At 67.5% G+C, this 19,543-nt stretch carries 12 protein-coding genes; 2 read left to right on the top strand and 10 right to left on the bottom strand.

The genetic code is table 11. The features are described 5' to 3' along the window. Window positions 1-4: 4 nt before the first annotated feature. From AT701_RS07135 to AT701_RS07095, 9 genes are all read right to left on the bottom strand, one after another. Entirely contained in the window at window positions 5-3,958 is a 3,954-nt protein-coding gene (locus tag AT701_RS07135) for a DNA-directed RNA polymerase subunit beta' (protein WP_058125538.1), read from the bottom strand. Window positions 3,959-4,021: 63 nt separating this feature from the next. After that, window positions 4,022-7,531: a DNA-directed RNA polymerase subunit beta gene (gene rpoB / locus AT701_RS07130; RefSeq protein ID WP_058125537.1), complete on the bottom strand. Its 3,510-nt coding sequence runs from the start codon at window positions 7,529-7,531 to the stop codon at window positions 4,022-4,024. A gap of 699 nt (window positions 7,532-8,230) precedes the next feature. Next, the gene (gene mceG / locus AT701_RS07125; protein WP_003892754.1) at window positions 8,231-9,313 is read right to left on the bottom strand and encodes an ABC transporter ATP-binding protein MceG; all 1,083 of its coding nucleotides are present in this window, start codon (window positions 9,311-9,313) and stop codon (window positions 8,231-8,233) included. A gap of 190 nt (window positions 9,314-9,503) precedes the next feature. Then, window positions 9,504-9,896 (bottom strand): 50S ribosomal protein L7/L12, encoded by a 393-nt coding sequence (gene rplL / locus AT701_RS07120; RefSeq protein ID WP_003892753.1) that lies wholly within the window; start codon window positions 9,894-9,896, stop codon window positions 9,504-9,506. 69 nt (window positions 9,897-9,965) lie between these two features. Then, window positions 9,966-10,493, bottom strand: a complete 528-nt coding sequence (gene rplJ, locus AT701_RS07115; protein WP_003892752.1) for a 50S ribosomal protein L10 — start codon at window positions 10,491-10,493, stop codon at window positions 9,966-9,968. 444 nt (window positions 10,494-10,937) lie between these two features. Then, entirely contained in the window at window positions 10,938-11,843 is a 906-nt protein-coding gene (locus AT701_RS07110; protein WP_058125536.1) for an ROK family protein, read from the bottom strand. Window positions 11,844-11,847: 4 nt separating this feature from the next. Beyond that, window positions 11,848-12,519 carry a DUF7158 domain-containing protein gene (locus AT701_RS07105; protein WP_416188433.1) on the bottom strand — a complete coding sequence of 224 codons (672 nt, stop codon included), beginning with the start codon at window positions 12,517-12,519 and terminating at the stop codon, window positions 11,848-11,850. Beyond that, window positions 12,444-16,610 carry a glycoside hydrolase family 38 N-terminal domain-containing protein gene (locus AT701_RS07100; RefSeq protein WP_058125534.1) on the bottom strand — a complete coding sequence of 1,389 codons (4,167 nt, stop codon included), beginning with the start codon at window positions 16,608-16,610 and terminating at the stop codon, window positions 12,444-12,446. Before AT701_RS07100 ends, AT701_RS07105 begins: the two co-directional genes overlap by 76 nt. 17 nt (window positions 16,611-16,627) lie before the next feature. After that, the gene (locus tag AT701_RS07095) at window positions 16,628-17,383 is read right to left on the bottom strand and encodes an endonuclease/exonuclease/phosphatase family protein (protein ID WP_003892748.1); all 756 of its coding nucleotides are present in this window, start codon (window positions 17,381-17,383) and stop codon (window positions 16,628-16,630) included. Window positions 17,384-17,437: 54 nt separating this feature from the next. Here AT701_RS07095 and AT701_RS07090 point away from each other — a divergent pair, with 54 nt between their 5' ends. Next, window positions 17,438-17,998 carry a nucleotidyltransferase family protein gene (locus AT701_RS07090; protein WP_011727622.1) on the top strand — a complete coding sequence of 187 codons (561 nt, stop codon included), beginning with the start codon at window positions 17,438-17,440 and terminating at the stop codon, window positions 17,996-17,998. On the opposite strand, the gene AT701_RS07085 is transcribed toward AT701_RS07090, so the two are convergent. Next, entirely contained in the window at window positions 17,991-18,953 is a 963-nt protein-coding gene (locus AT701_RS07085) for a helix-turn-helix transcriptional regulator (RefSeq protein ID WP_058125533.1), read from the bottom strand. The two genes, AT701_RS07090 and AT701_RS07085, sit on opposite strands and share 8 nt — an antisense overlap. A gap of 62 nt (window positions 18,954-19,015) precedes the next feature. On the opposite strand from AT701_RS07085, the gene AT701_RS07080 reads away from it, so the two are divergent. Continuing rightward, on the top strand, window positions 19,016-19,543 hold the full coding sequence (locus AT701_RS07080; protein ID WP_058125532.1) for a DinB family protein: 528 nt from the start codon (window positions 19,016-19,018) through the stop codon (window positions 19,541-19,543).

The following is a 19,543-nucleotide window of genomic DNA, read 5'->3' as shown; positions in this document are numbered from 1 at the left end:
CTGCTTAGCGGTAATCCGAGTAGCCGTAGTCGTCCAGCGGCACCGCGGCACCGGTGGCCTGGCCGAAGTCCGGGCTGTAGTACTGATCCTCGTAGGACGGGATCGTGTACGCAGCGGCACGGGCCTCTTCGGTCGGCTGCACCTGGATGTTGCGGTAGCGGCTGATACCGGTACCGGCCGGGATCAGCTTGCCGATGATCACGTTCTCCTTCAGACCGTTCAGCTTGTCGCTGCGGCAGTTGATCGCCGCATCGGTCAGCACGCGAGTGGTCTCCTGGAACGACGCCGCCGACAGCCACGAATCGGTGGCCAGCGACGCCTTGGTGATACCCATCAGCACCGGACGGCCTGCCGCGGGCTCGCCACCCTCGGCGACGACCCGGCGGTTCTCCGCCTCGAACTCGGCACGCTCGGTCAGCGAACCGGGCAGGAACTCCGTCGAGCCCGAATCGATGATCGTGACGCGACGCAGCATCTGCCGGACGATGACCTCGATGTGCTTGTCGTGGATCGACACGCCCTGGGCCCGGTAGACCTCCTGGACCTCCTTGACGAGGTGGATCTGCACCTCGCGCGGGCCCTGGACACGCAGCACCTCGTGCGGATCGGCGGCGCCTTCCATCAGCTGGTCGCCGACCTCGACGTGGTCACCGTCGGAGAGGACACCCTCGGTGCCGTCCTCGTGGGTGATCACGCGCAGACGCTGACGCTTCGAGAGCTTGTCGTAGACAACCTCTTCGCCGCCATCGTCGGGAACGATGGTGATCTTGAAGAACTTGTCGCTCTCCTCCAGACGCACGCGGCCCGCGACATCGGCGATGGGCGCCTTGTTCCGCGGCACACGAGCCTCGAACAGCTCCTGCACACGGGGCAGACCACCGACGATGTCGGCGCCACCGGTCACACCACCCTGGTGGAAGGTGCGCATGGTCAGCTGCGTACCGGGCTCACCGATCGACTGCGCGGCGACGATACCGACGGCCTCGCCGATGTCGACGAGCTTGCCGGTGGCCATCGAGCGGCCGTAGCACATCGCGCACACACCGGTCGCCGAGGTGCAGGTCAGCACCGAGCGGACCTTCACCGTGGTGATGCCGGCTGCCAGCAGCGCGTCGATGGCCGGGTCGCCCAGGTCATGACCGCGCTCGATGACGACGTTGCCGTCGGCGTCGACCGCATCGGTGGCCAGCGTGCGGGCGAACGCCGAGGTCTCGACGTGCGCGTCGCGGATGAGCGTGCCGTCGGGGCCGCGCTCGGCCAGCGTGACGTTGATGCCGCGCTCGGTTTCGCAGTCGTGCTCGCGCACGATGACGTCCTGCGACACGTCCACCAGACGACGGGTCAGGTAACCCGAGTCGGCGGTACGAAGAGCGGTGTCGGCCAGACCCTTACGGGCACCGTGGGTGTTGATGAAGTACTCCAGCACCGTCAGGCCCTCGCGGAACGAGGACTTGATCGGACGCGGGATGAACTCACCCTTCGGGTTGGTCACCAGACCCTTCATGCCGGCCAGGGTGCGCGTCTGGGTGAGGTTACCCGTGGCGCCCGACTTCACGATCGTGATGATCGGGTTGTCCGCCGGGTAGAACTCCTCCAGGGCCTTACCGACCTCTTCGGTGGCGTCCTGCCAGATCTTGACCAGCGACTCGTTGCGCTCGGTGTGGTTCAGCGCGCCGCGCTGGTACTTGCGCTCGATCGCGTCGGCCTCGGCCTCGTGCCGCTCCAGGATCTCCTGCTTCTGCGGCGGCACCAGAACGTCGGCCATCGACACGGTGACACCCGAACGGGTGGCCCAGTAGAAGCCGGCGTCCTTGAGCTTGTCGACGGTCTGCGCCACCACGATCATCGGGAAGCGCTCGGCCAGATCGTTGATGATCCGGGCCTGGACCTTCTTGTGCATCTGCTCGTTGACGAACGGATAGCTCTTCGGCAGCAGCTCGTTGAACATGACGCGGCCCAGCGTGGTCTCGGCGGTCCACGCGTCGCCCGGCTTCCAGCCCTCCGGGAACCGCTCGGCCTCGATGTCGGCCGGCGGACGCAGATCGGTCAGCCGCACCTTGATCTTGGCTCGGACGCTCAGCGCACCGCGGTCCATGGCCATGATGGCCTCGGCCGGGCTGCTGTAGACGCCCTGCTCGGCAGCATCGTTGGTGGCGGGCTGGTACTCGCCGGTCGCACCCTCGACGAGGGTGGTCAGGTAGTACAGACCGGTCACCATGTCCAGACGCGGCATGGCCAGCGGCTTGCCCGACGCCGGGGACAGGATGTTGTTCGACGACAGCATCAGGATGCGGGCCTCGGCCTGCGCCTCCGCACTCAGCGGAAGGTGCACGGCCATCTGGTCACCGTCGAAGTCGGCGTTGAAGGCCTCACACACCAGCGGGTGCAGCTGGATGGCCTTGCCCTCGACCAGCTGCGGCTCGAAGGCCTGGATACCCAGGCGGTGCAGCGTGGGTGCACGGTTCAGCAGCACCGGATGCTCGGCGATGACCTCTTCGAGCACGTCCCACACCTGCGGACGCTGACGCTCGACCATGCGCTTGGCGCTCTTGATGTTCTGCGCGTGGTTCAGGTCGACCAGACGCTTCATCACGAACGGCTTGAACAGCTCGAGAGCCATCAGCTTGGGCAGACCGCACTGGTGCAGCTTGAGCTGCGGACCGACCACGATGACCGAACGGCCCGAGTAGTCGACACGCTTACCGAGCAGGTTCTGACGGAACCGGCCCTGCTTGCCCTTGAGCAGATCCGACAGCGACTTGAGCGGACGGTTGCCCGGCCCGGTGACCGGACGGCCGCGGCGGCCGTTGTCGAACAGCGCGTCCACAGACTCCTGCAGCATGCGCTTCTCGTTGTTCACGATGATCTCGGGCGCGCCGAGGTCGATCAGACGCTTCAACCGGTTGTTGCGGTTGATGACGCGGCGGTACAGGTCGTTCAGGTCGGAGGTCGCGAAGCGGCCACCGTCGAGCTGAACCATGGGGCGCAGCTCCGGCGGGATCACCGGAACGGCGTCGAGCACCATGCCCATGGGCGAGTTGCCCGACTGCTGGAACGCCGCGACGACCTTCAGACGCTTGAGCGCGCGCAGCTTCTTCTGCCCCTTGCCGCTGCGGATGACCTCGCGCAGCGACTCGGCCTCGGCGTCGATGTCGAAGTTCTCGATGAGCTTCTTGATCGACTCCGCGCCCATGGCGCCGGTGAAGTACTCGCCGTAGCGGTCCTGCAGCTCGCGGTAGAGCACCTCGTCGACGATGAGCTGCTTGGGAGCGAGCTTGGTGAAGGTGTTCCAGATCTCGTCGAGCCGGTCCAGCTCACGCTGGGCACGGTCGCGCAGCTGACGCATCTCGCGCTCGCCGCTGTCGCGCACCTTGCGACGCACGTCGGACTTGGCACCCTCGGCCTCGAGCTCGGCCAGGTCGGCCTCGAGCTTCTGGGCGCGGGCCTCCAGGTCGGCGTCGCGCTGATCCTCGACGGCCTTCTTCTCGACGGCCATCTCGGCTTCGAGCGTGGACAGCTCGTTGTGCCGCATCTCCTCGTCGACCGAGGTGATCACGTAGGCCGCGAAGTAGATGATCTTTTCCAGATCCTTCGGGGCCAGGTCCAGCAGGTAGCCCAGACGCGACGGGACACCCTTGAAGTACCAGATGTGCGTGACGGGCGCGGCCAGCTCGATGTGGCCCATCCGCTCACGGCGCACCTTGGCGCGGGTCACCTCGACGCCGCAGCGCTCACAGATGATGCCCTTGAAGCGGACACGCTTGTACTTGCCGCAGTAGCACTCCCAGTCGCGAGTCGGTCCGAAGATCTTCTCGCAGAACAGGCCGTCCTTCTCGGGCTTGAGCGTGCGGTAGTTGATGGTCTCCGGCTTCTTGACCTCGCCGTAAGACCAGTTGCGGATGTCGTCCGCGGTCGCGAGACCGATGCGGAGTTCATCGAAGAAGTTGACGTCTAGCACGTAACTCCCTTTCCCCTTGCGGGTGTTGAAACTTGACTACTGAGGCGGTCTTCGGACGAGGCTCTACGCGAGATCCTCGACGGACGCGGATTCGTTGCGGGACAGGTTGATTCCCAGGTTCGCGGCAGCGCGCTCCAGGTCCTCGTCGTCACCGTCACGCATCTCGATCGCCGCGCCGTCGCTGGAGAGCACCTCGACGTTGAGGCACAGCGACTGCAGCTCCTTGAGCAACACCTTGAACGACTCGGGGATACCGGGTTCAGGGATGTTCTCGCCCTTGACGATCGCCTCGTACACCTTGACGCGGCCCACCGTGTCGTCGGACTTGATGGTCAGCAGTTCCTGCAGGGTGTAGGCAGCGCCGTACGCCTGCATGGCCCAACATTCCATCTCACCGAAGCGCTGACCACCGAACTGCGCCTTACCACCGAGCGGCTGCTGGGTGATCATCGAGTACGGACCGGTCGAACGCGCGTGGATCTTGTCGTCGACCAGGTGGTGCAGCTTCAGGATGTACATGTAGCCAACCGTCACCGGGTACGGGAACGGTTCACCACTGCGGCCGTCGAACAGCGTCGCCTTGCCGTCGGCGTTGACCATGACCTCACCATCGCGGTTCGGCAGGGTCGAGCCGAGCAGACCGGCGAGCTCGCCTTCCTGCGCGCCGTCGAACACCGGGGTCGCCACCGTGCTGTCCGCGGGAGCCGAGTACAGCTCCTCGGGCAGCTTGGACGCCCAGTCCGGCACGCCCGCGGCGACGTCGATGTTCCAGCCGGCCTTGGCCACCCACCCGAGGTGGGTCTCCAGGATCTGGCCGATGTTCATACGACGCGGCACACCGTGGGTGTTCAGGATGATGTCGACCGGCGTGCCGTCCGGCAGGAACGGCATGTCCTCGACGGGCAGGATCTTGCCGATGACGCCCTTGTTGCCGTGGCGTCCGGCGAGCTTGTCGCCGTCGGAGATCTTGCGCTTCTGGGCGACGTAGACGCGGACCAGCTCGTTGACGCCCGCGGGCAGCTCGTCGTCGTCCTCGCGGCTGAACACGCGGATGCCGATGACCTTGCCCGACTCACCGTGCGGGACCTTCAGCGACGTGTCGCGGACCTCGCGCGCCTTCTCACCGAAGATCGCGCGGAGCAGCCGCTCCTCCGGGGTCAGCTCGGTCTCACCCTTCGGGGTGACCTTGCCGACCAGGATGTCGCCGTCGCGGACCTCGGCGCCGATGCGGACGATGCCGCGCTCGTCGAGGTCAGCGAGCACCTCGTCGGAGACGTTCGGGATGTCCCGGGTGATCTCCTCGGCGCCCAGCTTGGTGTCGCGGGCATCGATCTCGTGCTCCTCGATGTGGATCGAGGTGAGCACGTCCTCTTCGACCAGGCGGTTCGAGAGGATGATCGCGTCCTCGTAGTTGTGGCCTTCCCACGGCATGATCGCCACGAGCAGGTTCTTGCCCAGGGCCATCTCACCGTTCTGGGTGCAGGGGCCGTCGGCGATGACCTGGCCGGCCTCGACACGCTGGCCGGCGTCCACGATCGGACGCTGGTTGGCGCACGTGCCGTGGTTGGACCGGGCGAACTTGCGCAGGCGGTAGGACTGACGCGTGCCGTCGTCGGCCATGACCGTGATGTAGTCGGCCGAGACCTCCTCGATGACACCGGTCTTGTCGGCGACGACCACGTCACCGGCGTCGATCGCGGCGCGCAGTTCCATACCGGTACCCACCAGCGGTGCCTCGCTGCGCACCAGCGGAACCGCCTGGCGCTGCATGTTGGCACCCATCAGGGCGCGGTTGGCGTCGTCGTGCTCGAGGAACGGGATCATGGCCGTAGCGACCGACACCATCTGGCGCGGCGAGACGTCCATGTAGTCCACCTGGTCGGCGGAGACGAACTCGACCTCGCCGCCCTTCTTGCGGACCATGACGCGGTCCTCGGTGAAGCGGCCGTTCTCGTCGGTCGGCGAGTTGGCCTGCGCCACGACGTGGCGGTCCTCCTCGTCGGCGGTCAGGTAGTCGATCTGGTCGGTGACCACACCGTTCTCGACCTTGCGGTACGGCGTCTCGATGAAGCCGAACGGGTTCACGCGGGCGTACACCGACAGCGAACCGATCAGACCGATGTTGGGACCCTCAGGGGTCTCGATCGGGCACATGCGGCCGTAGTGGCTGGGGTGCACGTCGCGGACCTCGAGGCCAGCGCGCTCACGGGACAGACCGCCGGGGCCCAGCGCCGAAAGACGACGCTTGTGGGTCAGACCCGACAGCGGGTTGTTCTGGTCCATGAACTGCGACAGCTGGCTGGTGCCGAAGAACTCCTTGATCGCCGCCACGACGGGACGGATGTTGATCAGGGTCTGCGGCGTGATCGCCTCGACGTCCTGGGTGGTCATGCGCTCACGCACGACACGCTCCATGCGGGACAGGCCCACGCGGATCTGGTTCTGGATCAGCTCACCGACGGTGCGCAGACGACGGTTGCCGAAGTGGTCGATGTCGTCGACCTCGACGGGAACCTCGACGCCACCCGGGACGGTCATCGAGGTCTGACCCTCGTGCAGACGCACCAGGTACTCGATGGTCGCGACGACGTCCTCTTCGGTCAGCGTCGAGCTGGTGATCGGCTTGCCCGCGTTCAGGCCCAGCTTCTTGTTGACCTTGTAACGGCCCACACGGGCCAGGTCGTAGCGCTTCTCCTTGAAGAACAGGTTCTCCAGCAGGGTCTGCGCGGACTCCTTGGTCGGCGGCTCGCCCGGGCGCAGCTTGCGGTAGATGTCGAGCAGGGCCTCGTCGGTGCCGGAGGTGGTGTCCTTCTCCAGCGTGCCCATCATGATCTCGGAGAAGCCGAAGCGCTCCACGATCTGCTCGTTGGTCCAACCGAGCGCCTTGAGCAGCACGGTGACCGGCTGGCGGCGCTTGCGGTCGATACGCACACCGACGGTGTCGCGCTTGTCGACGTCGAACTCCAGCCACGCACCGCGGCCGGGGATCACCTTGACGCTGTGCAGCGTCTTCTCGGTGGACTTGTCGATGGTCTCGTCGAAGTACACGCCCGGCGAACGGACCAGCTGCGACACCACGACGCGCTCGGTGCCGTTGATGATGAAGGTGCCCTTTTCGGTCATCATCGGGAAGTCACCCATGAAGACCGTCTGGCTCTTGATCTCGCCGGTGTTGTTGTTGATGAACTCAGCCGTGACGAACAGCGGGGCCGCGTACGTCATGTCCTTGTCTTTGCACTCGTCGACCGAGGCCTTGACCTCGTCGAAGCGCGGATCCGAGAAGGACAGTGACATCGAGCCCGAGAAATCCTCGATGGGGGAAAGCTCGGCGAGGACCTCTTCGAGGCCGCCGACGGGGTTCTCCTCGCCGCGGTCGATGGCGGCCTGCCGCCACCGGTCGGACCCGACCAGCCACTCGAAGGAATCCGTCTGAACGTCGAGCAGCCCCGGAACCTCAAGCGGTTCACGGAGCTTGGCAAATGAAACTCGGTTCGGTGCCCCTGGGACGGAGTTATTGGTGATAGCGTTCGACTTGCTCTGGCTAGAGACTGCCAAGATGCATCCTTCCAGCACCTCATGCGACTATTCGGATGCGGCATTCGCCGGATCTCTGTCGCGATTCTGCGTCGGTTCGGCTGGCTTGGGCCTGTCCAGAACCCTGGACGCAACGACACAGGACCAGGTACTGAGCAAACTACTCAGGCTAGGACCACGGTGTCAGGTACAGGTGAGGTGGGCAGGGTGCAGCCAGCGCAACGTCCAACGATAGCGCAGAACGGCGCATTCCTCAACCAAACCCCTCGGGCGCATGAGCTGGGTCACCCGGCGCTGGCTGGCGTCCTCAACCCGTTCGAACATGCTGCCCAACAGATTGGCCCGTCCGGGGCCGTCCGTCAAGAGCGAACACGCTGATTGGTGGGGGGAATTGCGCTCGCGTGACGTTCCACCCGCCACCCAGCGCGCCGGCACACCCGGGCCACGACCGGCAACCGCCGATCCTGGGTGCGTCCGCCCACTCCCGCCTGCCCGCGGTCGTCGTACGGTCCCGTTCCGGCCGGCACCGTCATGTGGACCGGCACCCGCCGGTGCGTGCGACGACCCGACCGGCCGGCTGCACACACCTCCGTCATCTTAGCGAAAATCGTTGCGGGCGTGGAAATCCGGAGAAAATCGCCGAAATCGCGGCGGGTGGGGCCGACGCGGTTGCCCGCGCGCCTGCCCCTTGAGACACGTCAGGCCGGGCCGTGACGGCCCGGCCTGATCGCGGCAAACTCACGCCTGCTTGGGCACCTCGATGACGCCCGTCGGCGAGTCGTCGTAGTTCTCGACGGGCGCGGTGGCGGCCGTCTGGGCGGTCGGGGCGGACAGCTGCGGCTGGTCGCGGTCGAGCTCTTCGAGGATCGCGGCCTGCGCGGCGGGCGGCAGGGTGTGCAGGATCTCGCGCACGCGGGCCTTACGGCGGGCCACGGCCTTGCGCTCGGGCATACCCGGGGTGGCCTGCAGCTGCGGCGGCACACCCTCGATCTCCTCGACACCGCCGTCGTGCTGGCCGGCGTCCACCAGGGCCTGCTCGGCGGCCGCGGTGGCCTCGTCCTTCTCCTCCGACATACCGATCGGGCCGATACGGCGGCCGTTGAGGAACTGCTTGACCACCGGCTCCTCGCTGGTCAGAAGCACCTCACGCGGGCCGAACATCACCAGCTGCTTGCGGAACAGCATGCCCATGTTGTCGGGCACGGTGCGGGCGATGTTGATGTTGTGCGTCACGATCAGCACGGTCGCGTCGATCTGCGCGTTGATGTCGATCAGCAGCTGCGACAGGTAGGCCGTACGCACCGGGTCCAGACCCGAGTCCGGCTCGTCGCAGAGGATGATCTCCGGATCGAGCACGAGTGCGCGGGCCAGACCGGCGCGCTTGCGCATACCGCCGGAGATCTCACCGGGGAACTTGTGCCCGTCGTTGGGCATACCGACCAGGTCGAGCTTCTCCATCACGATCTTGCGGATTTCGCTCTCGCTCTTCTTGGTGTGCTCACGGAGCGGGAACGCGGTGTTGTCGTAGATGTTCATCGAGCCGAACAGCGCGCCGTCCTGGAACAGCACACCGAACAGCGTGCGGATCTCGTAGAGCTCCTTGGCCGAGCACTGCAGGATGTCGGTGCCGTCGATGACGATGGAGCCACGTTCGGGGCGGAGCAAACCGATCAGCGACTTCAGGAACACGGATTTGCCGGTACCGGAGGGGCCCAGCAGCACGCTCACCTCGCCGGCCGGGATCGACATGGTCACGTCTTCCCAGATCTTTGACGACCCGAAAGACTTGCTCAACCCCGTCACGTCGATTTGGACGCCCATCAAAGATCCTTCCCGCTACGCCTACCACACCACCCGCTCTGGCCTGTGGTTTGAGTCACCTTAGCGCACCGGCTATCGCGTGATCACCGTTGCGTCGATCTATTCCCTTTGCGGAGTCACAAACAGCAAAAGTCCCCCGGATCCGAAAGATCCGGGGGACTTCTCCTGGAAAATCGAGCAGTCGCGAGGACTACTTGACGGTGACCGAGGCGCCGGCAGCTTCCAGCTTGGCCTTGGCGTCGTCGGCGGCTTCCTTGGTGACCTTCTCCAGCAGCGGCTTGGGCGCGCTGTCGACGAGATCCTTGGCTTCCTTCAGGCCCAGGCCGGAGACGATCTCGCGGACGACCTTGATGACGCCGATCTTCTTCTCGCCGGCACCCTCGAGGATGACGTCGAATTCCGACTGCTCCTCGGCGGCCTCGGCGGCACCGCCGGCGGCGGCACCCGGGGCAGCGGCAACCGCGACCGGAGCGGCGGCGGTGACCTCGAAGGTCTCCTCGAACTGCTTCACGAACTCAGAGAGCTCCAGCAGGGTCATTTCCTTGAAAGCGTCGAGCAGTTCCTCGGTGGACAGCTTGGCCATGTTTATGGTCCTTCCTGATTCTTATTGGACGTTGTATGTGGTTGTTTTCGCAGCGACAGAGCAGGCGCTCTATGCGGCTTCTTCGCCGGCCTTCTTCTCCTGCAGCGCGGCAGCGAGCCGGGCCACCTGAGAAGCGGGCGCGTTGAACAGACCGGCAGCCTTCGACAGGTTGCCCTTCATGGCGCCTGCCAGCTTGGCCAGCAGCACCTCGCGGGACTCCAGGTCGGCGATCTTCTCGACGTCGGCGACGGACAGCGCCTTGCCGTCCATGTAGCCGCCCTTGATGACGAGCGCCTTGTTGTCCTTGGCGAACTTCTTGATCGCCTTGGCGGCATCGACCGCTTCGCCCTTGACGAACGCGATCGCCGTGGGACCGGCGAACAGCTCGTCGAGGCCTTCAATGCCGGCTTCCGAAGCGGCGCGCTTCACCAGAGTGTTCTTGGCGACGGTGTACGTGGCGGAGTCGCCGAGGGCACGACGCAGCTCAGCCAGGTTGGCCACAGTCAGCCCGCGGTACTCGGTGACGACGGTGGCCGTCGACGCCTTGAACTGCTCGGCAATGTCGGCAACCGCCGTGGCCTTGTCAGCCTTGGCCATGCATGCCTCCTTGTGATGGGTATCGGGCGTTCCGCCTCGACAGTCACAGAAGGTCAAGAATGTCCGGAAATGACGAACGCCCCGACGCAGACAGGTCGGGGCGCGAAAAACCAGCACAACTGGGCTCTAGCCTCGTCCTCCTGCGTGGGCCGCCGGGAAATCCCGGACCTTCAACCGATTGCCGAGGCTCTTGCTCTTCGCGCGAGCGCTCATCGGTGACCGACGGTCTTCGGTGGAACTCGACAAGACTAGCCGACTCACCCCCGATCAGCCAAAACGGGGCACCTCGCACCTGGGCCCCCTTGCACCGCGAGCGTGCGTGTCTGCCCCTCGGCACACCGTAGATCCTCAGCAGTGCGCGCACGCTCACCGCCGCCGGGCGTGCGCCGCGTCGTCACCGCAGCTAGTCGCTGCACCAAGTCAGCGCCAGGGCGACGCGCAGGCTCACGCCCGGGCCAGCGCCGCCGCCCCGATCAGGCCGGCATCTCCGCCGAGTTCGGCAGGCACCACCTGCAGGGTCCGCAGGAAATCCAGGCCCGCGTAGTTCTTCAGTGCCTCGCGGATCGGGTCGAACAACAGCGCCCCCGACTTCGCGACCCCGCCGCCGATCACCACCAGGTCCAGATCGCACACCGCGCCCACCGACGCGATCATCGCCGCGACCGCGCGTGCACCGCGCCGGTACGCCGCGAGCGCGACGGCATCCCCGGCGTTGGCCGCGTCGGCGAGCTCCTTGGCGTCGGCATCGGCCGGTGCCTGCCAACCCTGCCTGCGCGCCCAGCGCGTCATGTTGGGTCCGGACGCGACGGTCTCGACGCAGCCGTGCCCACCGCACGTGCACAGGTCTCCGTCTTCGAGTTCGACGATGACGTGCCCCGCGTGTCCTGCGTTGCCGGTCCGCCCGTCGTACGGCGCCCCGTCGAGCACGAGCCCTCCCCCGACGCCGGTCGACACCACCATGCCCAGCAGGAACTGCGCACCCCGGCCCGCACCACGCCAATGCTCGCCGAGCGCCATGCACAGTCCGTCACCGCCGAGCCGCACCGGAAGCCCGGTCGCGGCAGCCACGCGATCGACGATCGGAAACCGTTGCCACTCGATGATGTTGATGGGGCTGATGGTTCCGCCTGGCAGGTCGATCGGCCCGGCCGCCGCGATACCGACCCCGTCCACCGCGCCGTCGGCCGCCCGCAGTGCCCCGGTGACAAGTTCGTCGACGACGTTCCAGATCAGTTCGCCGTCGCCGTGGGGTGTGGGCAGCTGAGCCTGATGCACCAGAGTGCCGTCGTCGTCGACCAGGCCGGCAGCGATCTTGGTGCCACCGATGTCCAGGGCCAGGGTGAGCGTCATGCCCCTAGTGTCTATGGGTGTTGTCGGGTTGGCGCGGGTCACCCGGGTGTTCGTAGCCGGGCGCGAGGTCGACGAGCTTTGCACAGCTTCCGTCGAGCCACCGTCGGAACTCGCGCCGGCGTGCCGCCGCGAGAAGGTGTTGCCGCACCGCGTTTTCGACGTCGGCCAGCGGCGGCGCGACCGGCGTTCCCCGCCACCCGTCGGCGTCCACATCTGGTCTCGGCGCAAACCGCAAGGGGTTGCGGGCGTGGTACGCGGCCACGTCGTCGTCGGTCACCGAGACCGACGCCGTGACCCGCATGAAGACCGCCCGCGCGTGCGCCGAGGCCAACAGTGACGCCGCGACGCTGCCGATCTCCAACCGTGCGGCCGTGTCGGGCAACAACTCGCCCTCGGCCGGCGCGACGTCACCGGCCACCTCGGCGGCCACGACACGCTCGGCCACCGCGAGCTGGGTCAGCCAGCGACGCAGTTGACGGCCCTCGCTGGCGCCGGGCCGCGGCAGCGCCGACGCCAGATTCGAAGCACGCAAACGTCTTTCCCGCTCGTCGATCTCGTCGACGAAAACCGCCGAACCCGCCACCCGCGCAGCCACAGCCCTCACCGCACCACCACCCGGACCGCGGGCGAGTAGAGCAGCCGGCCCGCACTGCCGACCCGGATCAGCGCCCACCATTCGCCGGGGGCCACCCACGGCGGCGGGGCCACGTCGAACACGACCTCGGCGGATCCGCCCGCGGGCAGGTCGACGCCGGCCGCGGCGGGCCCCATCCACTCCCAGGTGCCCCACGGGCTGATCAGGTGTGCCTCGGCCGACAGGTCCGCACGCGCGTCGGTCCCGACGGTCATGCTCAGGCGCGCCGCATCCCCCGCCGCGACGTCCACCGGCTGAGGTTCGGCCAGCATCCGCAGAATGTGCCCGCCGGGTTCACCCACCGTGACGACGCAGACGTCCTCGACGCACTGCCGCCACGACGGTGGCACGCCCACGGCGTCTCCGCCGGTGACGGCGAGTTCCGCGCGAACGGGATACAACCCTGGCTCGGCTACCGGCGGAATATCCACCACCACTTCGGTTTCCAGGTACTCGCCGGGTGGCAGCACGAACGACAGTTCGGTGGTCGCCACCGCCCAGCCCGGCGGCACCGTCACCCGCACCCGGCCGTGCAGGGGCGCGTCGGTGCAGTCGCTGGCGACGGTGAGCCGCAGCGCCACCTGGGAATCCGGCTCTGCGGCAGCGTTTTCCGGGTGCAGGTACGCCACCGCCGGCAGCCCGCCCAGCGGTGCGGGCCCGCGGTTGTGCAGCCAGTAGCGTGCGTACAACGGCTGCGCCGCCTCGGCTTCGGGCGCCAGTTGACGGTGCTCACCGCGCAGCACCTGCGGCAGGTTCATCCTGGTGCTCAGCGTCGCGATCTGGTACCCGTGCAGGTGTGACGGTTCCCCGTCGACCGGCTCCTCCAGCAGGTTCAGCGGCACGGCACCGCTCGCGTTACGGAGACCGGAGCGGATCTTCACCTCGGTTGCCGCGCCGGTGATCTCGACGAGGCGCGCGGTGATCCCCTCGGCCGGCCGGACGGTGTGGACACTTCCCGACGCCAGCGGGTTTCCGGTCGCCTTGAGCGCGCCGAGCTGCACCACTTCGGCCGGTTCGATCTCCAGCAGCGATCCCCATGGCGGCAGTCCCCCGGGATGCTCCCCGCGGCCGTCTTCCGACGGCACCGCGACCAGTGGCCGGTTGAACTCGGCGGCGCGTGCCGGCGCACCGACGTCGCGCCAGTCACCGTCACCGGCGACGACGGCGTAGTCGAACGTGTGTGTCCAGTGCTGCAACTGGAAGTTGCTGCCGTCGGGTGCGGTGCGCCGCGGCGGGTCGATCCAGGTGCCCGACGGCCATCCGGTGCACGACCGCATGAGCGACGTGTGCAGGGTGCCGTCCGGATCGACCGCGAAGCCCGGCGCCCCTCGGTTGAGCACCGCGACGGTGAAGTCCTCGAAAGACCCTGGGTCGCCGAGGATCTCCTGGTCGACGGAGATCTCGGCGTCGACGAGATCCTCGATGACCGCATCGAGATCGCCCGCGAGGATCAGCACCCCTACGGCACGTACCCCGCGCAGGTCGGCACCGGGCACCCACACCTCGGTCAACGGCGCGGTCGCGGGCACCCACACACGTGCCGTGCCGTGGGCGTCGAGCTGACGTTTGAGCTCGTCGGTGTAGGCCATGTCGGCGTCGGCGAGAACCGCTGCGGTGAAGGGGTTCTCGTCGGGTCCGCCGAGGGCGAACCGGGTGTCGGGCAGGTTGGAGTCGACCGTCAGATCGCCGTACCGCGGCTTGTCGGCGCTGCTGCACGTCGCCGTCACCCCGGCACGTACCAGGGCCACCATCAGTTCGCGGGCCGCGCCCGGATCCTCGTCGGCGGTGACCACCTCGGCCACCGACACCGCCCGCACGCCGGTATTGATGCGGATCCGCACCGCCGACGACAGCCCGAACCACCCGTACGCCGGGTTGTCGAGCGTCCAGGGATGCCGTGCCGAATCCACCGCCGAATCCACCGCCGTATCCCCCGCCCGGCCATCAGAAACCCCGTCGTGCATGAGCCCGAACCCGCGACCGATCACGGCGTCACCGACCTCACTGACCGGCAACGCACCCGGCACCGGACAGGGCCAGCGCAACCGCAACAACCGGTCCTCGCCGGTGAATTCGTCGACGACGGTGCGGCAGTCGACGCGATCCAGCCCGTTCCACAGCGTGATGGTCTGGGTGTAGCGCAGCAGGTCACCGATGCGCCCGCGCACCACCACCCGTTGGCCCACCGCGCTGCGGTAACACCGGACATGATCGGCAGGGGCCGCCGACGAGCACACCACCGGGCCCTTCGGCAGCAGATGCCACGGGCCCTCACCAGCCTGCGGGTGTGCGGAGTATTCGTCGTACACCGCAAGCTCGTTGCCCACACCGCCGCCGGCGATCAGTTGCCGCCCGTCGCGCACCAGCGATGTCACCCCACCGCCGCGCGCGGCATCGACACGCAACCGATAGCGTTCGTTCGAGATCGCGTCCCCCAGCACAGGCGACCACCCGCCCCCGGCACCGTCGGCCAGCCGGTACGAACGCCACCCGAGCGACGGCACATCACGCGCGAGCCAGCTCACGGTCAAGCCGTCATGCTCGACCACGACGGGCACCACGTTGCCGTCGGTGCCCAGCAACGCGCCGGGAAACGGGCGGTCCAGGTGCATCGTGACGACGTCGGTGCGGCTGTGCGCCAACGCATTCCACACCACGATCGATCCGTCGACGGCTTCCGACAACAGCTGCAGGGCGGCCGAGCGCGCGGTCGTGCCCAGCTCCCACGCGTCGCGCCAGCCGGTCAGCAGGTCGAGGTACACCTGATCGGACTCGGATCCGGTGATCGCGTCGTGGTGCGCGCCGTAGGCCAATTGCACCCACGCCTTGGCCAGCGCGGCCTGCGGATAGTCCGCCCCGCCGAGCAACCCGGCGAACACCGCGAACCGTTCGGCGTCCAGCACGGCGTCCTCGGCGGCACGGTTGGCCTGCTTGGTGTCGATGTAGGAGACGTCCTTGCCGGTGTAGATCGGGTTCATGTCGCGGGTCTGCGGTGACGGCGTGATGCCGCGCTCGTCGAGCTCGGCGCGCACCGCGGCGAAGAACTCGGACGGCAACGCGCACACGAACTTCGGCCACACGTAGCGCGCGTTCCAGTCCCGGTGGATCTCGGTGACCCACTTGTTGGGCGGTGTGTAGTCGGTGCCGACGGGCAGCAGGACGTTGCGGGTCAACGCGACGCGCTTGAGCTTGGTGAACAATGTGTACGTGGCGTCCTCGGCCTCGGCGAGCGACGCCGACGTATCCATCCACCACCCGGCCGAATAGTGCGCGGGCATGTAATGGGTCAGCAGTCCGCGGCCCGACGGCGCGATCCACTCGAATTCGCTGCAGAACTGCATGCGTTCGGGATCCCCGTCGTTCTGCATCGGCCCCCACTGGTGGTGCGGGCCGCGCGCCCACGAGCTCGACGTGAGACCGGCGTCGGCCGCCATACCGGGGAACTGCGGGTCGTGGCCGAACACGTCGAGCTGCCACGCGGTGGCCGGGGTCGCGCCCAGGATGTCGCGCTGGAAACCCATGCCGTGCACGAAGTTCCGGATCGCCGTCTCGGGGCTCGTGAGGTTGGTGTTGGGTTCGTTGTAGGTCCCGCCCATGATCTCGACACGACCAGAGGCGATGAACCGGCGCAGGTCGGCACGGTCCTCGGGATGGGCGTCCCAGTACGGTTTGAGGTAGTCGACCTCGGCCAGCACGAACTTGTATTCCGGTTCCCGGCGCGCCATTTCGAGATGCGCACGCACCAAGTCGAAGCCGTGGGTCTGCCTGCACTGCCCGGGCGGGTCCTCGGTCCACACACTGGTGTAGGCGGCCTGGGTGTTCCACCACACCGGGTCGTAGTGGAAGTGGCTGATCATGTACATCGTCCAGCCGGGTTCGGCCACCGTGAAATCGAAACCGAGACCCGAGGCGTGTGCACGCCGGATCTCGCCGGGCACGGGCCGTTCGACGTCCACCGGCACCTCGACCACACCGTCCCCGGGATCGATCCGCGCCGAACCCGAGATGCCGTCGCCCTCGACCGTGATGATGGACGGCTGCGTGCACCCCCGGTAGGTCACCGCCACCAGCTGACGTGGCTCCTCGGCCGGTCCGGTGTACCGCTCCGTCGACTCCGCGGATGTGACGTGCATCTCAAAACCCTACGGCGTCATTCCGCGATGTCGACCACCAGCGCGCGGTGGTCGGAGATCGGCAGGCACGGCGCGCTGCACGACTCGACCTCCAGCATGTGATCGTCGGTGAGCACGTGGTCGAGCTGGCGCTCGGGCGCGTCGGCCGGGAAGGTCAGCGCCGATCCGAGCGCACGCCACCGCGCGGGCTGCCCCGGCCCCATGTTGAGATCGCCCATCAGCAGGCGTGGCCCGGGGAAACCTTTCAGGTCGCGCACCAGGTGGCGCAGTTGGATGCGGTTCCATCCGGGCACGAACGACAGATGGGTGTTGGCGACGCTCATACAGCCCAGCGGCGTGTCGATGCGCGCGACGACGGCTGCGCGGGGTTCCTCGTGCACGATCTGCACGCGCTTGACCGCCGACAGATACATGGGGAACCGCGTCGGGATCCGCGGTAACCGCACCACCTGCCAGTTCTCCACCGGGAACCGCGACAGCAGCGCGATCCCGTACGCCGCGGTGCCGGGTTGTTCACGGCCGGTCGCGGCCATCCACGTGGCACCCGGCGTCCCGGAGATCGCGGCGACGAACCGGTGATAGACCGCGCCCATGGCCTCGGCCGCGACCGCGGTCAGATCGGCCTTGCCGGAACGCGGCTGGTCCAGGTCCACCTCCTGGAGACCGAGGATGTCGGGATCCAGTTCGGCGACCGCGGCGCCGAGCTTGCCCAGGTCGACGCTGCCCTCGTGGACACTACGTCCGTGCAAGATGTTGAAAGTGGCCACCCGCATGGGTACCTGATACCCATCTGGACGGACCAGACACGCTGACAGTCGGGACGGGACGTGGTCGATCACGAGCTCGGTCGCAACGAGAGCCTGCGCGACGCGCTGAAACGCGCGGCCTCGGCGTTCAAGACGCACGGCCCGGACTTCGCGCTCGCGGGCAGCTACGCCCTGTGGGCGTACGGCGCGCCGGAACCCGTTCACGACGTCGACTTCGTGGTGGCCCAGACCGACGCCGAGGCCGCCGAGGTGACGCTGCAGAAGGCCGGTTTCCGCGTGGTCCGCACCCCGGAGGACTGGCTGTTCAAGGCCTACACCGCCGACGACGCCATGGTCGACGTGCTCTACCAGCTCAACGGGGTGCCCGTGGATTCGGCCACGCTGGCCACGGTCGAGGTGCTCGACGTGTGCGCGATCCGGATGCCCGTGCTGACGCCGACGCTCGTGATCGCCGAGAAATTGAGCTCGCTCAACGAACACCATTGCGATTTCGCGTCGTTGCTGCCCGCTGCACGTGCGGTGCGTGAACGTGTCGACTGGGACACCGTGCGCACCGCGACCGCGGGCAACGATTTCGCGGTGGCGTTCCTGGTGCTCACCGACCGGCTCGGGATCACCTGACGGCGCGGCGCAACCGGTCGGCCATCGCACCGACGGCGTCGATCACCTCGGCCGGTTCAAGCACCTCGAAGTCGTGGCCCACCGTGGCGAAGTACATCGCGAGCTGTCCGGGGTACTCGGCGCCCGAAGTGACGATGCAGGCGTCGGGACCGTCCGGTTCGAACGTCGCCGTACCCGGCGGAAACCGCTGCGCGACAACCTTTTCCGGGGCGAAGTAGCGTACCCGCGCCACGTAGGGGTACGCCGAGGCGCTGATCGCGCGGCCGACGTAGGCCGCGGCGTCCGGTGCGGGGCGCGCGGTGAAGGTGGTGCCGGTCGCACGGACATCCGACATCCGGTCGAGCCGCAGGCTGCGCCAGTCCTCGCGGTCACGGTCGTAGGCCATCAGGTACCAGCGCCTGCCGGTGGTGACGAGTTGGTAGGGCTCCAGTCGCCGTTGGGTCTGATTGCCGCGCAGATCGGTGTAGCCGGTGCTGACGTGCTCGCGGTCGCGGCACGCGCGGGCCAGTGTCATCAGCACGTCGGGTGCCACCGCGGTGTCGGTGGCGTTGGGCCCCAACGTCACGGTGGCGTCGTGGATGGCCGCGACCTGGGACCGCAGCCGCGCCGGCATGACCTGGTCGAGCTTGGACAGGGCCCGCAGCGCCGACTCGCCCACGCCCGCGACGCTTCCCCCGGCCGCCAGCCGCAGGCAGACCGCCATGGCGACGGCCTCGTCGGGGTCGAGCAGCAGCGGCGGCAACGCCATTCCGGCGCCCAGTTGGTAACCGCCGCCCTGCCCTTTGCTCGCATGCACCGGATAGCCGAGTTCGCGCAGGCGCTCGATGTCGCGTCGCACACTGCGCCCCGTGACGCCGAGCCGCTCGGCGAGTTCCTCACCGGTCCACACACGGCGGGACTGCAGCAGCCCCAGCAGTTGGACCACTCGGCCGGTGGTGTCGACGGTGCGCGCCATGCGACAAGTCTGCCGCACTTTTAGGACGGGAACTGTCCTATATGCCTGTCAGGGTGGGTTACATGGACATCGACCTGATTGCCGACCAGCTGGATTTCCACTGGACCCACCAGCTGCGCCCGCGACTGGACGGCCTCACCGACGACGAATACTTCTGGCAGCCGGTTCCGGGCTGCTGGACGGTGCACGCCGACGGCTCCATCGATTTCAGCTACCCCGAGCCACAACCCACCCCGTTCACCACCATCGCGTGGCGGCTCGCTCATGTCATCGTCGGCGTCCTCGCGATGCGCAACCATTCACACTTCGGCGGTCCGCCCGCCGACTACCAGACGTGGCCGTACGCCACCGACGCAAAGACCGCGCTCGAACAACTCGACGACGCCTACCGCAATTGGATCACCGGGGTACGCGCGTTGAGCGAGGATGATCTGCAGCGCCCGGTCGGGCCGGCCGAGGGTCCATGGGCAGACCACCCGATGAGTGAGCTGGTGCTGCACATCAACCGGGAAGTGATCCACCATGGCGCCGAAATCGCCTGTATCCGTGATCCTTACGCACACACCAACAACACCGCAGAGGAGAACTGA

This window comes from Mycolicibacterium smegmatis (assembly GCF_001457595.1).
GTDB lineage: Bacteria > Actinomycetota > Actinomycetes > Mycobacteriales > Mycobacteriaceae > Mycobacterium > Mycobacterium smegmatis.
Note: the sequence above shows the minus strand (reverse complement) of the source record. Positions and strands in the feature narration are given on the sequence as shown.

What these genes read in the sequence shown, in the direction of transcription:
- mceG (WP_003892754.1), bottom strand. Translation starts at nt 9,313, where the DNA reads ATGGGCGTCCAAATCGACGTGACGGGGTTGAGCAAGTCTTTCGGGTCG.
- rplL (WP_003892753.1), bottom strand. Translation starts at nt 9,896, where the DNA reads ATGGCCAAGCTGTCCACCGAGGAACTGCTCGACGCTTTCAAGGAAATG.
- rplJ (WP_003892752.1), bottom strand. Translation starts at nt 10,493, where the DNA reads ATGGCCAAGGCTGACAAGGCCACGGCGGTTGCCGACATTGCCGAGCAG.
- AT701_RS07110 (WP_058125536.1), bottom strand. Translation starts at nt 11,843, where the DNA reads ATGACGCTCACCCTGGCCCTGGACATCGGTGGCACCAAGATCGCTGCC.
- AT701_RS07105 (WP_416188433.1), bottom strand. Translation starts at nt 12,519, where the DNA reads ATGGTGGGCGCTGATCCGGGTCGGCAGTGCGGGCCGGCTGCTCTACTC.
- AT701_RS07100 (WP_058125534.1), bottom strand. Translation starts at nt 16,610, where the DNA reads ATGCACGTCACATCCGCGGAGTCGACGGAGCGGTACACCGGACCGGCC.
- AT701_RS07095 (WP_003892748.1), bottom strand. Translation starts at nt 17,383, where the DNA reads ATGCGGGTGGCCACTTTCAACATCTTGCACGGACGTAGTGTCCACGAG.
- AT701_RS07085 (WP_058125533.1), bottom strand. Translation starts at nt 18,953, where the DNA reads ATGGCGCGCACCGTCGACACCACCGGCCGAGTGGTCCAACTGCTGGGG.
- AT701_RS07080 (WP_058125532.1), top strand. Translation starts at nt 19,016, where the DNA reads ATGGACATCGACCTGATTGCCGACCAGCTGGATTTCCACTGGACCCAC.